The sequence below is a fragment of the Aureimonas phyllosphaerae genome (assembly GCF_047943035.1).
Lineage (GTDB): Bacteria > Pseudomonadota > Alphaproteobacteria > Rhizobiales > Rhizobiaceae > Aureimonas > Aureimonas phyllosphaerae.
On record NZ_CP181348.1, the window covers coordinates 458,396 to 471,855 of the forward strand.

Annotated in this window: 13 protein-coding genes; 9 read left to right on the forward strand and 4 right to left on the reverse strand. The window is 69.1% G+C overall.

All coding sequences use genetic code 11. The features are described from left to right. Positions 1-78: 78 nt before the first annotated feature. Positions 79-546, forward strand: coding sequence for a hypothetical protein (locus ACLNGM_RS02075; RefSeq protein ID WP_416356986.1), 468 nt, complete (start codon positions 79-81; stop codon positions 544-546). Positions 547-567: 21 nt separating this feature from the next. On the opposite strand, the gene ACLNGM_RS02080 is transcribed toward ACLNGM_RS02075, so the two are convergent. Next, on the reverse strand, positions 568-1,623 hold the full coding sequence (locus ACLNGM_RS02080; RefSeq protein WP_416356987.1) for an NAD(P)-dependent alcohol dehydrogenase: 1,056 nt from the start codon (positions 1,621-1,623) through the stop codon (positions 568-570). Between the two features lie 194 nt (positions 1,624-1,817). Between ACLNGM_RS02080 and ACLNGM_RS02085 the strand changes: the two genes are divergently transcribed. Both ACLNGM_RS02085 and ACLNGM_RS02090 read left to right on the forward strand, forming a co-directional pair. Beyond that, complete coding sequence (locus tag ACLNGM_RS02085) at positions 1,818-3,185, forward strand: alpha/beta fold hydrolase (protein ID WP_416356988.1); 1,368 nt, start codon at positions 1,818-1,820, stop codon at positions 3,183-3,185. Further along, positions 3,182-4,729, forward strand: a complete 1,548-nt coding sequence (locus ACLNGM_RS02090; RefSeq protein ID WP_416356989.1) for a GMC family oxidoreductase — start codon at positions 3,182-3,184, stop codon at positions 4,727-4,729. The genes ACLNGM_RS02085 and ACLNGM_RS02090 overlap by 4 nt, the downstream gene beginning before the upstream one ends. Here the strand turns inward: ACLNGM_RS02090 and ACLNGM_RS02095 are convergent, their stop codons facing one another. After that, complete coding sequence (locus tag ACLNGM_RS02095) at positions 4,730-6,070, reverse strand: aspartate aminotransferase family protein (RefSeq protein WP_416356990.1); 1,341 nt, start codon at positions 6,068-6,070, stop codon at positions 4,730-4,732. A 146-nt stretch (positions 6,071-6,216) separates the two neighbouring features. Between ACLNGM_RS02095 and ACLNGM_RS02100 the strand changes: the two genes are divergently transcribed. Beyond that, a complete protein-coding gene (locus ACLNGM_RS02100; protein WP_416356991.1) occupies positions 6,217-6,768 on the forward strand; it encodes a cupin domain-containing protein in 552 nt (183 codons plus the stop codon). Between the two features lie 9 nt (positions 6,769-6,777). On the opposite strand, the gene ACLNGM_RS02105 is transcribed toward ACLNGM_RS02100, so the two are convergent. After that, the gene (locus ACLNGM_RS02105) at positions 6,778-8,232 is read right to left on the reverse strand and encodes an NAD-dependent succinate-semialdehyde dehydrogenase (RefSeq protein WP_416356992.1); all 1,455 of its coding nucleotides are present in this window, start codon (positions 8,230-8,232) and stop codon (positions 6,778-6,780) included. A gap of 285 nt (positions 8,233-8,517) precedes the next feature. Here ACLNGM_RS02105 and ACLNGM_RS02110 point away from each other — a divergent pair, with 285 nt between their 5' ends. The 3 genes from ACLNGM_RS02110 to ACLNGM_RS02120 all read left to right on the forward strand — a co-directional run bounded on the left by ACLNGM_RS02110 (position 8,518) and on the right by ACLNGM_RS02120 (position 11,526). Beyond that, complete coding sequence (locus ACLNGM_RS02110) at positions 8,518-9,921, forward strand: MFS transporter (RefSeq protein WP_416356993.1); 1,404 nt, start codon at positions 8,518-8,520, stop codon at positions 9,919-9,921. A gap of 81 nt (positions 9,922-10,002) precedes the next feature. Beyond that, positions 10,003-11,268 carry an arsenic transporter gene (locus tag ACLNGM_RS02115; RefSeq protein WP_416356994.1) on the forward strand — a complete coding sequence of 422 codons (1,266 nt, stop codon included), beginning with the start codon at positions 10,003-10,005 and terminating at the stop codon, positions 11,266-11,268. 78 nt (positions 11,269-11,346) lie between these two features. Next, on the forward strand, positions 11,347-11,526 hold the full coding sequence (locus ACLNGM_RS02120) for a hypothetical protein (RefSeq protein WP_090962407.1): 180 nt from the start codon (positions 11,347-11,349) through the stop codon (positions 11,524-11,526). Positions 11,527-11,538: 12 nt separating this feature from the next. On the opposite strand, the gene ACLNGM_RS02125 is transcribed toward ACLNGM_RS02120, so the two are convergent. Next, positions 11,539-12,033: a ferritin-like domain-containing protein gene (locus ACLNGM_RS02125; protein ID WP_416356995.1), complete on the reverse strand. Its 495-nt coding sequence runs from the start codon at positions 12,031-12,033 to the stop codon at positions 11,539-11,541. 203 nt (positions 12,034-12,236) lie between these two features. On the opposite strand from ACLNGM_RS02125, the gene ACLNGM_RS02130 reads away from it, so the two are divergent. Both ACLNGM_RS02130 and ACLNGM_RS02135 read left to right on the forward strand, forming a co-directional pair. After that, positions 12,237-13,082, forward strand: coding sequence for a type 1 glutamine amidotransferase (locus ACLNGM_RS02130; protein WP_244545945.1), 846 nt, complete (start codon positions 12,237-12,239; stop codon positions 13,080-13,082). A 63-nt stretch (positions 13,083-13,145) separates the two neighbouring features. Next, complete coding sequence (locus tag ACLNGM_RS02135; RefSeq protein ID WP_090962401.1) at positions 13,146-13,451, forward strand: hypothetical protein; 306 nt, start codon at positions 13,146-13,148, stop codon at positions 13,449-13,451. The last annotated feature ends 9 nt before the right edge of the window (positions 13,452-13,460 follow it).

The following is a 13,460-nucleotide window of genomic DNA, read 5'->3' on the forward strand; positions in this document are numbered from 1 at the left end:
GATCCCGCCTGTCCGGAGCTTCCCGTGTCCGTCGAGCCGCCTCCCACAGATCAGCCGAGCGATCGGGGACCGGGACGGATGCTGACCGGGGAACTGGTGTGGGAGTTCGGCCAGAACACCCTGTCCTTGAGCCCCGACTTCGCCGAGCGGCTGGGTTTCCCCCGCGCGAGCGCGGATACGATCGGCATTACGAGCTTTCGCGATCGCATCGTCCGCGAGGATCTCGACCTCGTCTACGAGCGCATGTCGCGCAGCTTCCTGCGTTCGGAACCGATGGTCAACGTCTACGGACTTCATCTCGCCGACGGGACCGTGCGCCGGGTGCGCAGCCTTGGGCAGTGGAAGATGAGCGACGCCGGCAAGCCGACGCTCTTCACCGCCTCCATCGCGGAGGTGCAGAGCCGGATTCATACGGCGATCGAGGACGAGTTCATCGAACGGGTGATCGACCTGCGCTTCCTGGCGGAACGGGCGGAGGACGATCGCTACCGGCAGATCGTCGATCGGATGCTGCGCGAGATCTGGATGCAGCGCCGCCCGACCTGAAGCCGGGCGGCGCTGCTGCGATCAGGCGGCCTTCTTCAGGGTCGCCATGTCGATCACGAAGCGGTACTTCACGTCGCTCTTCAGCATCCGCGCGTAGGCCGCCTCGATGTCGTTGATGTCGATCATCTCGATGTCCGAGGTGATGTTGTGCTCGGCGCAGAAGTCGAGCATCTCCTGCGTCTCCGCGATGCCGCCGATCAAGGATCCCGCGAACGAGCGGCGCTTCCAGATCACCGAGAAGGCGGCGACCGAGAGCGGCTTCTCCGGCGCGCCGACCTGGCACATCGTGCCGTCGCGCTTCAGGAGGTTGAGGTAGGCGTTGACGTCGTGGTCGGCGGCGACGCAATCGAGGATGAAGTCGAAGGAGGTCGCGTGCGCCTCCATCTGCTTCGGGTCGGTCGAGACGATCACCTCGTCGGCGCCGAGGCGCTTCGCGTCGTCGGCCTTCTTCGGCGAGGTCGTGAAGAGGACGACATGCGCGCCCATCGCATGGGCGAGCTTCACGCCCATGTGGCCGAGACCGCCGAGACCCACGATGCCGACCTTCTGGCCCGGCTGGACGTTCCAGCGGCGCAGCGGCGAATAGGTCGTGATCCCCGCGCACAGGAGCGGCGCGACGGCGGCCAGCTCGAGGTTCTCCGGGATCCGCAGCGTGAAGCCTTCGTCCACCACGATGGCGTCGGAATAGCCGCCCATCGTGACCTTGCCAGTCTCCTTCTCGATCCCGTTATAGGTGCCGACAAAGCCGTTGTCGCAATACTGCTCGAGACCGTCGGCGCAGTTCGGGCAGTTCTGGCACGAGCCGACCATGCAACCGACGCCGGCGAGGTCGCCGACCTTGAACTTGGTGACGGCGGAGCCGACCTCCGACACGCGGCCGACGATCTCGTGGCCGGGCAGGCAGGGGTAGATCGTGTTCTGCCACTCGTTGCGGGCCTGGTGCAGGTCGGAATGGCAGACGCCGCAGAACAGGATATCGATCTTGACGTCCCGCTCGCCGACGTCGCGGCGCTCGAACGTCGTGCGCGACAGCGGCTTGTCGGCGGAGTCCGTGGCAAAGCCTTCGCAGCGGAACATGGGCAATTCTCCGTTGATGGATGCGGGCGCGCAAATAGGTTCGACCGGTCGCACGCAAAGGGTCATATCGCGATTGCGCCGACAGGGGCGTGACAGCCGCGCGGGGCGACAGTTTGCAGCAGGCGCGGCCGGAACCCGTTGGCCGCCCAAACTTTAGACGGGCTCGAAGATTCCAATTCGGTCCTGCGGAGCCCATGCCCCCATTATCTTCAGCCGACCGTCCGGCGCTGGTCTTTCTCCACGCCCTCGGCTCGAGCCGCCATGCCATCGACGGCGTCGCCGCGCGTCTTGCCGATCGTTTCGATGTCATCGGCATCGACCTGCCGGGTTTCGGCGAAACCCCTCTGAGCCAAGGCACCAGCGTCGAGGACATGGTTCGTCACGTGGCGGGCGAACTGTCCGGACGCCTGCCCTCCCGCTGGCTGCTCGCCGGCCACTCGATGGGCGGCAAGATCGCCACCGTTCTGACCGCGCGGACGCTCGCCGGAGACGAGCCTCTGTTCGGCCTCGCCGGCATCGTTCTCCTGGCGGGCTCGCCGCCGAGCTCTGAGCCGATGGACGAGGCGCGGCGCGAGGACATGCTGCGTTGGGTCCGCGACGGGCAGGGGCTCGGCGACGACGCCATCCGCCAGTTCATCGATGCCAATGTCGGCGCGCCGCTGGCCGCCGAGGACGACGCACGGATGGAGCAGGACCTTCGCCGCACGACGGGCGAAGCTTGGGCCGCCTGGCTTGAGCGCGGCAGCCGCGAGGACTGGTCGGAGACGGTCGGAACCCTGCCGCTGCCGGCCCTGATCCTGGCCGGCGGCGCGGACGGCGACCTCGGGCCGGACGGGCAGCGCGAGACCAATGGCCGCGTCTATCCGCAGGCGGTGATGGAGGTTCTGGACGGCGCCGGGCACCTCCTGCCGCTGGAGCGCACGGACGCGGTGGCGGACGCCATCATCCGCTTCTGGGACGAGCGCGCGGGCCTCGGCCCCGTGGTGCCTCCGGAAATGACGCAGCTCATCGCCTCGCCGCGCGTCAGCGCCCGCACTCGCGGCATCCTAGCCCACCGGCTGCTGCCGGCGGGCGCCGCGCCGCGGTTCCTGAGCGACACGCAGCGCCGGACGCTGCGGGCGCTGGCGAGCCGCGTCGTGCCGCAGGACGACCCGGCGATCGACCTTGCGGCCCTCGTCGAGGGGCAGGTCGCGGCAGGAAAGGGCGACGGCTGGCGCCCTGCCGTTCTACCGAACGACCGCGAGGCCTACACCCGCGCGCTCGATGCGCTGGAGGGGCTCGACGCGATGTCGGAAGCGGAACAGGACGCGCGCATCGCTGCGGTCGCCGAAGGGCGCTTCGCGCCGCCCGCCGGAGGCTTGAGTTCTGACCAGATGTCGGCCTGGTTCGAGGACGCACGGGTCGATCTCGTGCGCCACTGGCTCGCCCATCCCGCCACGATGGCGCGGATCGGCTTCGATGGAATTGCCAACGGCGGCGACGGCGCGCGCAAGCAGGGCTTCGAGCGCCTGGGCGCCGGCGAGCGCGAAGGCTGGGAACCGGTTCTGGAGACGGCCCGATGAAACTCGACAACATGCGCACCCATGGCGTCAACGACACGGTCGACGTCGTGGTCGTCGGCACGGGTGCGGGCGGCGCGCCGCTTCTCGCCATGCTGGCCGCCAAGGGCCTCAGCGTCGTGGCGCTGGAGGCCGGCCGCAACTTCGAGCCCGGCGAGCATACGCCGGACGAGATGGAAGGCTCCGACATCAACTGGATGGAGGAGCGCCTGTCGGGCGGCGACACGCCGACCGCCTTCGGTCCCAACAATTCAGGGATGGGCGTCGGCGGCTCGACGCTGCACTGGGGCGCCTTCACGCCCCGCCCGAGCGAAGCCGACCTGACGCTGCGCTCGGGCAGCGGCGAGGGCCTCGACTGGCCGATCGCCCATGCCGAGGTGATCCGCTACATCGAACGGGTCGAGCGCTTCATCGGCGTGTCCGGCCCTTCCGACTACCCGTGGGATCCCGCACGCCGCTATCCCCTGCCGCCGGCCAAGCGCAACGCCTCGGCCGACATGATGGCGCGCGGCTGCGAGGCGCTCGGCATCCGCGCCGCCGACGCGCCGGCCGCCCTCGTCTCGCGCGACTGGGCCCAGGAGGCTGCACCCCTTCGGCAGGCCTGCGTCAACTGCGGCTCGTGCCACCAGGGATGCCGCAACGGCTCCAAGGCGAGCATGGACACGACCTACCTGCCGCTCGCGGTCTCGATGGGCGCCGAAATCCGGCCGGAGGCGCGCGTCCACACGATCGAGCGCGACGCCGCAGGCCGTGTCACGGCTGTCGTCTACCGCCGCAACGGGCGCGACGAGCGCCAGCGATGCCGGCACCTGATCCTCGCCGCCGGCGGCGTCGAGACGCCACGCCTTCTCCTCCATACGGGGATCGCCAACGGCAGCGGCCAGGTCGGGCGCAACTTCATGGCGCACGGGGCGACGCAGGTCTGGGGCCGCTTCGACACTGAGATGCGCGGCTGGCGCGGCTATCCGTCCTCGCTCCTGACCGAAGACACGATCCGGCCCGCGGACGCGGACTTTGCCGGCGGCTATCTCATCCAGAGCCTCGGCGTCATGCCGCTGACGATCGCGACGACGATGACGCGCGGCGCCGGCCTCTGGGGCAAGAAGCTTATCGAGGCGATGGACCAGTACCGCTTCATGGCGGGCGTCGGCATCAACACCGAGTGCCTGCCGTACGACGACAACCGCCTGGAGATTTCGGACGAGGTCGACGACTTCGGCGTGCCGAAGGCGAAGGTCACCTTCAGCCTCAAGGACAACGAGCAGCGGATCGACCGGCACGCCGTGCGCACGATGAAGGCCATCGTGGAGGCGGCCGGCGGGCGCGACATCCGCGTCCTGCCGCGCACCGCCCACACGATCGGCACCTGCCGGATGGGCACCGATCCGTCCGCGTCGGTGGTCGATCCGGACGGTCGCAGCCACGAGATCGACAATCTCTGGATCTGCGACAACTCCATCTTCCCGAGCGCGGTGATCGCCAACCCGGCCCTCACCATCATGGCCCTTTCGCTGCGAACCGCCGAGCGGTTCCTCGCACGGGCCTGATCAGGCAGCGGCGCCGATCACGTCAGCGAGCGTCGCCGCCATCTCGTCGATCTGCCCCGCCTCCACGATGAGCGGCGGGGACAGGGCAATGATGTCGCCGGTGACGCGGATCAGAAGACCGCGCGCCAGGCACTCGGTGAAGACGTCGTAGGCGCGCGTGCCCGGCGCGCCGTCGCGGGGCTGAAGTTCGATGCCGGCGACGAGGCCGATCGTGCGCACGTCGACGACATGCGGAGCATCGGCCAGGGCGTGCATCGCCGTCGCGAAGTGGGCGGCGAGTTCCCCCGCCCGGGTCAGGAGGCCCTCGCTCTCGTAGATGTCGAGGGTCGCAAGGCCCGCGGCACAGGCGGCCGGATGCCCGGAATAGGTGTAGCCGTGGAAGAGCTCGATCGCGCCCTCCGGCCCGTGCATCAGAGCGTCGTGGACATGACGCCCGGCAAACACCGCGCCCATCGGGATGACGCCGTTGGTCAGGCCCTTGGCGGTCGTCACGAGGTCCGGCACGACGCCGAAATGGTCGGTCGCGAAGGGCGAGCCAAGACGGCCGAAGCCGGTGATCACCTCGTCGAAGATCAGAAGGATGCCGTGGCGCGTGGCAATCTCGCGCAGGCGCTGGAGGTAGCCCTCCGGCGGCAGGAGGACGCCGGTCGAGCCGGCCACCGGCTCGACGATCACTGCGGCGATCGTCTCCGCGCCGTGCAACGCGACGAGGCGCTCCAGATCGTCGGCAAGCTCGGCGCCGTACTTCGGCAGCCCGTCCGTCGTGAAGGCGTTGCGGGCGATGTCGTGCGTGTGGCGGAGGTGATCGGTGCCCGGCAGGGTTGGAAAGACGCGGCGGTTGTTGACGAGACCGCCGACCGAGATGCCCCCGAAGCCGACGCCGTGATAGCCGCGCTCGCGCCCGATGAGCCGCGTGCGCGTGCCCTGCCCGATCGCGCGCTGGTAGGCGACCGCGATCTTCAGGGCGGTGTCGACGGACTCCGAGCCAGAGCCGGTGAAGAACACGCGGTCGAGCTTGTGGCCCTCCGGTCCCGGCGCGATGGCCGCGAGGCGCTCGGCGAACTCGAAGGCGATCGGGTGCCCCATCTGGAAGGACGGCGCGTAGTCGAGCGTCATCAGCTGGCGCTCCACCGCGCTCGCGATCTCGCGGCGCCCGTGCCCGGCATTGACGCACCAGAGGCCGGCCGTGCCGTCGAGGACGCTTCGCCCGTCCATGTCGGCGTAGTACATTCCGTTCGCGCTCGCGAGGAGCCGCGGCGCCTGCTTGAACTGCCTGTTGGCCGTGAACGGCATCCAGTAGCTGTCGAGGGCGGGCATGTTCGGGCGGGCGTGATGGTTCATGGGATCGGCTCCTGACGATGCCGAAGGGAAACCCGGATCGCTCGCCGCAACAAGTCCTTTTCTGGCGGTCGCCAAGCCCTTGATCGCGTTGACCCGGCCCGCCGGCGTGTTCGATATGTCGAACGGCTGCAACGGGGAGGATGGTCATGGACGCAATCGATATCGGCGGCCGACTGCGCCAACTCCGCCTCGCCCACGGCCTGTCGCAGCGCCAACTCGCCAAGCGCGCCGGGGTGACCAACTCCACCGTCTCGCTGATCGAGGCGAACGCCACGAATCCGTCGGTCGGCGCGCTGAAGCGTATTCTCGATGGGCTGCCGGTGGGTCTGGCGGAGTTCTTCGCCTTCGAGCCGGCGCCGGACGCGCGCGTGTTCTTCCGTGCGGACGAACTCGTCGAGATCGGCAAGGGTCCGATCTCCTACCGGCAGGTCGGCGAGAGCCTGTTCGGCCGGGCGCTGCAGATCCTGAAGGAATGCTACCAGCCGGGCGCCGATACCGGACAGGTGCCCCTCATCCACGAGGGCGAGGAGGGCGGCATCGTCCTGTCCGGCCGGCTGGAGGTGACGGTGGGCGAGGAGCGCCGGATCCTCGGACCCGGCGACGCCTATTACTTCGAGAGCCGCAGACCGCACCGCTTCCGCTGCGTCGGCCCCAACCCTTGCGAGGTCGTCAGCGCCTGCACGCCGCCGACCTTCTGACGACCGGCCTTACAGACCGCCCATGTGGAGCGACTTCAGCTCCAGATACTCGTCGATGCCGTAGGCCGAGCCTTCGCGCCCGAGGCCCGACTGCTTCACGCCGCCGAACGGCGCCGATTCCATCGACACGGTGCCCGTGTTGAGGCCGACCATGCCGAACTCCAGCGCCTCGCCGACGCGCCACGCGCGGCTGATGTCGCGCGTGTAGAAGTACGACGCGAGGCCGAACGGCGTGTCGTTGGCGATCCGCACCGCCTCGTCCTCGGCGCCGAAGCGGATGAGCGGGGCGAGCGGTCCGAACGTCTCCTCGTTGGCGATCAGCATCGAGGTGTCGGCGCCGGTGAGAACGGTCGGCGCGACGAAACGGCCCTTCGTCGCGTCGCGGCCGCCCGTCACGAGCTTCGCCCCCTTCGACAGCGCGTCCTCCATGTGGCGGACCACCTTCTCGGCCGCCGCATCGTTGATCAGCGGGCCGACGGTCACGCCGTCGTCGAAGCCGTTGCCGAGCTTCAGCTTGGCGGTCTCGGCGCCCAAGCGTTCGGCGAAGCGGTCGTAGATCCCGTCCTGCACCAGGATGCGGTTGGCGCAGACGCAGGTCTGGCCGGCATTGCGGAACTTCGACATCATCGCCCCGGCCACCGCCTGGTCGAGGTCGGCATCGTCGAACACGATGAAAGGCGCGTTGCCGCCAAGTTCGAGCGAGAGCCGCTTCAGCGTCTTGGCGGACTGCTCCATCAGCAGGCGGCCGACCGGGGTCGAACCGGTGAAGGAGAGCTTGCGCACCGTCTGGTTGCCGGTCATCTCGCCGCCAATCGGCGCGGCCTTGCCGGTGACGACGCTGAAGACACCGTTCGGGATGCCGGCGCGCTCGGCAAGGACAGCGAGAGCCAGAGCGCAGAAGGGCGTGAGGTCGGCGGGCTTGAGCACGATCGGGCAGCCGGCGGCAAAGGCCGGGGCGGCCTTGCGGGTGATCATCGCGATCGGAAAGTTCCACGGGGTGATGGCGACGCACACGCCCACCGGCTCGCGCAGGACGAGGATGCGCCGGTCGCCCGTCGGGCCGGTGAAGGCGTCGCCGTAGATTCGCCGCGCCTCTTCGGCGAACCATTTGGCGAAGCTCGCGCCATAGGCCACCTCGCCCCTGGCCTCGGCGAGCGGCTTGCCCTGCTCGGCCGTCATGATGGCGGCGAGGTCGTCGGCGTTCTCGAGAATGAGATCGTTCCAGCGCTCCAGGATCGCGGCGCGCTTGGCGGGCGGCGTGCGGCGCCAGGCCGGAAACGCCTTCTCGGCCGCTTCGATCGCGGCTCGCGTCTCGGCCGCGCCGCAGTCCGGCACGGTGGCGATCACCTCGCCGGTCGCCGGGTTGATGACGTCGATCGTTCCGGCCGTGTCGATCCATTCGCCGGCCACGAGAGCCTGCGTGCGCAGGAGGGACGGGTCTTTCAGGCGGCTCTGGAGCTGCATGCCGGCTTTCCTTCCAAGTCTGTTCACAACGAAATGTGGGACGCGTGCGCCGATGTTGCCCTTTCGCAGGCGCATCGCAAGCGCGAAAGCGGCACCGGATCTCAACGGGCGATGCGGGACGGCCCGGCCAGTTTTCCCACGTGGCGACTCGTTCGTGAAGCCAGAGGATGCGACGCGACGAAATCGCGCGGCGGGGACGCAACCAAACCACCTCACGCGGACTTGATAGCCGGCTGAACGCAGGTGGCGCGCTCCGGCGCGACGGTCATTCGGGGACGAAAACGCATGAGCACGATCGCCGCCGCGCCGAGTGCGCAGGTCAAGTCCACGCCCTCGCGCTCGATCCGCGCGCTGGGGGCGGTCAACTTCTTTCTGGCCGACGTGCGCGACGGTCTCGGGCCATTTCTCGGCATCTTCCTTGTCGGTCAGGGCTGGAGCGCGGCGCAGATCGGCCTCGTGATGACGATCGGCGGCATCGCCGGCATGCTGGCGACGACGCCGCTCGGAGCGCTTGCCGACGCCTCGCGCGCCAAGCGCTTCATGGTCGGCTTCTGCGCCGCTCTCGTGATCGTCGCATCGCTCGCCATCCTCTTCGTGCCGACCTTCGCCTTCGTGACCGCGTCGCAGATCGCGACCGGCATCGCGGGTGCCGCGATCGGCCCGGCGCTTGCCGGCCTGACGCTCGGCCTCGTCGGCCAGAAGGGCCTCGCCCCGCAGCTCGGGCGCAACGAAGCCTGGAACCACGGCGGCAACGTCTTCGCCGCGGCCGGCGCCGGCTTCTTCGGCTACGAGTTCGGCCTGCCGGCGGTGTTCATCCTGATGACGATGATGGCGGTCGGATCGATCGTCGCCGTCCTGATGATCCGCCCGGACGACATCGACCACGACGTCGCGCGCGGTCTCGACCGCAAGGAGGGCGCGGAGCGCGAGGCGCCGTCGGGTTTCAGCGTCCTGTGGAAGTCCCGCCCGCTCCTGATCCTCGCCGCGACCCTCATGCTCTTCCACTTCGGCAACGGCGCGATGCTGCCGCTTCTCGGCCAACAGGTGGCGGCCCAGGCCGAGCAGGACACGACCACGGGAGCGGCAACCAGCACGGCCAGCGCAACGCCGAACACCGCAGCCGACACCACCACGACGGCCGTCGCACCCGGCCAGTCGACCGCCGGTCGTCCGGCGTCGGAGCCGGTGCGCCAGCCCTCGACGCTGCAGGCGCTTATGTCCGACCCTGTGTCCTACACGGCGGCCACCGTCATTATCGCGCAGCTGACCATGATCCCCATCGCGCTGCTCGCCGCCGGGTTCGCCAGCCGGCGCGGCTACTTCCTGCTCTTGGTGGCCGCCCTCGTGGCGCTGCCGGTCCGCGGCCTCATCGCCGGCCTCTGGCCGAACCCCTATGCGCTGATCCCCGTGCAGATGCTGGATGGCGTCGGTGCCGGCCTCCTGGGTGTCGCGGTGCCCGGCCTCGTCGCGCGGATGCTGCGCGGCACCGGGCACATCAATGCAGGGCTGGGCGCGGTGATGACGGTCCAAGGCGTCGGCGCGTCGCTAAGCCCCGCGATCGCCGGCGCGATCGTCACGAGTTTCGGCTATTCCACCGCCTATCTGTCGCTCGCGGCCTTTGCGATGTGCGGATTGGTGCTATGGCTCGTCTCCTCGCCCAAGGTCGCGGCCGCCTGTTCGGGCGACTGACGAGACCTCAAGGCAGCCCACGCCCGTTTCCGACCACCGCCTCGGGGCCTGCCGCCCGCGAGCCACACGACCCTGCGGCCCATGACCTCGAGCCTCCCCATCGTCACCTGGGTCATCAGCACCCTTACCGTCTTCGGCGTGATCTTCCGGCCGGGAAACTGGCCGGAGTGGATCTTCGCGGTGGCGGGCGCCGCGCTTCTCGTCGTGCTCGGCCTCCTGCCCTGGCAGGAAGCCGCCCACGGCGTCGAGATGGGGACCGACGTCTACCTGTTCCTCGCCGGCATGATGCTTCTGGCCGGCACCGCGCGGCGCGAGGGGCTGTTCAACTATCTCGCAGCCTTTGCCGCCCGCTCCGCGAAGGGCTCGCCGCAGCGCCTGTTCCTCCTCGTCTACCTGATCGGCACGCTCGTCACCGTGTTCCTGTCGAACGACGCGACGGCCGTCGTGCTGACCCCGGCGGTGATCGCGGTCGCCAGAGCTGCCAAGGTCGCCTCGCCGCTGCCTTATCTCCTGATCTGCGCCTTCGTCGCCAATGCCGCTTCGTTCGTGCTGCCGATCTCCAATCCCGCCAACCTCGTGGTGTTCGGCTCGGACATGCCGGCGCTCGGCGAATGGCTGGCGCGCTTCACGCTGCCTTCGGTCCTGTCGATCCTCGCGACGTTCTGGCTCCTGCGCTGGACGCAGCGGAACGAGCTTGTCGGCACCACCGACACCAATGTCGCCATTCCGGCCCTTTCGCTCGGCGGCCGGATCGCGGCGATCGGCCTCGTCGCCGCCGCACTCGTGCTTCTCGTTTCCTCGGCGATCGGACTGGAGCTCGGACCACCGACGCTGGTCGCGGGCCTTCTCACCGCTCTTGCGGTGACGATCGGCGAGCGCTCGAGCCCGCTGCCGCTCGTCCGGGAAGTCTCCTGGGACACGCTGGTGATGGTGGCGGGCCTCTTCGTGATCGTGCGTGCGCTCGAGGTCAGCGGATTGCAGGCGACGCTGATCGACACACTGCAGGGCCCGCTGAACGCGGCGCCCGATGCCGGCGCCTTCGCCTCCGGCGCCGCGCTCGCCTTCGGTACCAACCTCACCAACAACCTGCCGCTCGGTCTTCTGGCCGGCGCCTTCACGACGGCGGCGGACCTGCCGCAGAAGGTGGTGGATGCGATCCTCGTCGGCATCGACATCGGGCCGAACCTGTCGGTCACCGGTTCGCTGGCGACGATCCTCTGGCTGACGGCGCTGCGCCGCGAAAACCTCGATTTCGGTGCCATGGCCTTCCTGAGGCTCGGCTTCGTGGTCATGCCGCCCGCGCTCGTCCTCGCGCTCCTGGCGGTCGTCTACCAGCCCTGGGGCTGATCGCCACAACGGGGCGGGACCGGGTTGCGGGCGGGACGAAGCGGGCGCATTCTCGATCCTTCACCGGGGAGACCGTCGATGTTCCTCGAATACCGAAACTGGCGACCGCCCGAGCCGATCAAGCCCACCCCCCGCCTGTCGAAGCGCGGGGAGCGGGTGCTGATGTGGGTCCTTGCAGTCAATTTCGCGATGCTGCTCTTCGGCCCGCTGGCGGGAACCAGCGTCTTCCAAGGCCTCTGGGCGCTCGTCTTCGGCTGACGGCGCACCCCGTCAGGCGTCGCTTGCTTGCGCGTTCACCGAGCTCTCGGCAAGGTCCGACAGGATGTCGTCGGTGTTCTCCTCCTCGATCAGCGTTTCCTTGAGGAGATCGGCGGCCTCGTCGAGCCCGAGTTGGCCGGCCCAGGCGTAGAGCGTGCCGTAACGCGTGATCTCGTAGTGCTCGACGGCCTGTGCGGCGGCGATGATCCCGGCATCGAGCGCCTCGGACCCTCCGAACTCCTCCATCACCTCCTGCCCTTCCGCGATGATGCCGAGAATCGCCTGGCACTCGACGCCCTCGGGCTTGGTGTTCAGAAGCCCGAACACCTCGTCGAGGCGCGCGACCTGCCCCTTGGTCTCGTCGAGATGGACGCCGAGCGCCGACTTGAGATCGGTGGAGACGGCAGCCTCCATCATCTTCGGCAGCGCCTTCAGGATCTGGTTCTCCGCGAAGTAGGTGTCCTTCAGCTGGTGGAGGAAGAGGTCGTGCAGCGTCTTGTCGGCCATGGGGCGCCTCGATGTCGTTTGCGGACCGGGCGTTGTCGCCCGGATCGTCGGCGGGTGAAGCCGCCGTCCGCCGCCCGCGTTCCCCGCCGTCTTCGTAGCCGTCTGCCAACATGGGCGGCCCTGCGACATTCCGGCCCGTGCCCGATACAGGCGCCCTCGCGTTGCCTCATGAGCCAATTCCGCATGACCCGAAGAGATCCGCCTTGCCCCTTCGCTTCCTGATCGTCGCCAGCGAGACCCCCGACCAGCGGGAGGCCCGGCGAAACGACGTCGGCGCCGCGTCCGACGAGACCTATGCCGATACGCTGCGGACGATCCGACCGGAGATCGAGTGCGAGACCGTCTCCTGCGTCGACGGGGCGACACCGCCCTCGCCGGAGGCTCTCGGCGCGTTCGACGGCATCGTCCTGTCGGGATCGCCGATCCAGATGCATGCCGACACGGTGGAAACGCGCTCGGCGGCCGCGTTCATGACGCGCGTCTTCGAGGCAGGCGTGCCCGCCTTCGGCTCCTGCGCGGGTCTTCAGATCGCGAGCGTCGCGGCTGGGGGACGCTGCCAGCCACGCTCGCCGCGCATGGAAGCCGGGTTCGTGCGCGGGATCGTCGCGACCGATGCCGGGCGCGTCCATCCGCTGCTCGCCGGTCGCCCGCTGACCTGGGACGCGCCGGCCATGCATTCCGACGAAGTGTCCGTCCTGCCCGACGGGGCGAGGATCCTTGCCGGCACCCGCACGACACCCGTCCAGGCGGTCGAGATCCGCCACGGGGCCGGCACGTTCTGGGGCGTACAGTACCACCCCGAACTCTCGCTCGCCGAGATCGCCGCCGCGCTTCGCCGCCAGAAGGACGACCTTCTGGAGGAAAAGCTCGTCGCCGACGAGGCGGCGCTGGAAGCCCATGCCCGGCGGATCGAGGCGCTCGATGCCGAGCCGGAGCGGCGCGACCTCGCCTGGCAGCTGGGTCTCGACCGGGAGGTGACGGAGCCCGAGCGGCGCATGCGCGAAATCCGCAATTTCATCGCCCACACGGCGTCCCGGAAAGCCTCATAATCGTTGCAGATCAACGGTTTGATACCCATATCAGGGAGACGAAACGAACCCCTGGATCCCCTGATGAAACCCGACCTTCTCCATGCCCTTTTCCACGACCTCCAAGCCTACGGCTCGGTGCGCCTCAAGAAATCGAAGCTCCTCTGGATGCTCGGCCGGGTCCTCGAAACGCCGACCGTTTGGGACATGCTGATGCGCGAATGGGCCGAGTTCGGCCAGACGAAGCCGCTTTACGGCTTCCAGCACGGCGACGAGATCACGCTCGCGGTGCAGGCGAGCGAGGACATCGGCGCGCGCTGGACGACGCGGCGCGAGCCGGCCCAGCGTCCCGTCCCGCTCCTCCAGCATCTCGAGCCGGCGGCGGCCTGAGGCCGCCGC

What these genes read in the sequence shown, in the direction of transcription:
- ACLNGM_RS02075 (WP_416356986.1), top strand. Translation starts at nt 79, where the DNA reads ATGCTGACCGGGGAACTGGTGTGGGAGTTCGGCCAGAACACCCTGTCC.
- ACLNGM_RS02080 (WP_416356987.1), bottom strand. Translation starts at nt 1,623, where the DNA reads ATGTTCCGCTGCGAAGGCTTTGCCACGGACTCCGCCGACAAGCCGCTG.
- ACLNGM_RS02085 (WP_416356988.1), top strand. Translation starts at nt 1,818, where the DNA reads ATGCCCCCATTATCTTCAGCCGACCGTCCGGCGCTGGTCTTTCTCCAC.
- ACLNGM_RS02090 (WP_416356989.1), top strand. Translation starts at nt 3,182, where the DNA reads ATGAAACTCGACAACATGCGCACCCATGGCGTCAACGACACGGTCGAC.
- ACLNGM_RS02095 (WP_416356990.1), bottom strand. Translation starts at nt 6,070, where the DNA reads ATGAACCATCACGCCCGCCCGAACATGCCCGCCCTCGACAGCTACTGG.
- ACLNGM_RS02100 (WP_416356991.1), top strand. Translation starts at nt 6,217, where the DNA reads ATGGACGCAATCGATATCGGCGGCCGACTGCGCCAACTCCGCCTCGCC.
- ACLNGM_RS02105 (WP_416356992.1), bottom strand. Translation starts at nt 8,232, where the DNA reads ATGCAGCTCCAGAGCCGCCTGAAAGACCCGTCCCTCCTGCGCACGCAG.
- ACLNGM_RS02110 (WP_416356993.1), top strand. Translation starts at nt 8,518, where the DNA reads ATGAGCACGATCGCCGCCGCGCCGAGTGCGCAGGTCAAGTCCACGCCC.
- ACLNGM_RS02115 (WP_416356994.1), top strand. Translation starts at nt 10,003, where the DNA reads ATGACCTCGAGCCTCCCCATCGTCACCTGGGTCATCAGCACCCTTACC.
- ACLNGM_RS02120 (WP_090962407.1), top strand. Translation starts at nt 11,347, where the DNA reads ATGTTCCTCGAATACCGAAACTGGCGACCGCCCGAGCCGATCAAGCCC.
- ACLNGM_RS02125 (WP_416356995.1), bottom strand. Translation starts at nt 12,033, where the DNA reads ATGGCCGACAAGACGCTGCACGACCTCTTCCTCCACCAGCTGAAGGAC.
- ACLNGM_RS02135 (WP_090962401.1), top strand. Translation starts at nt 13,146, where the DNA reads ATGAAACCCGACCTTCTCCATGCCCTTTTCCACGACCTCCAAGCCTAC.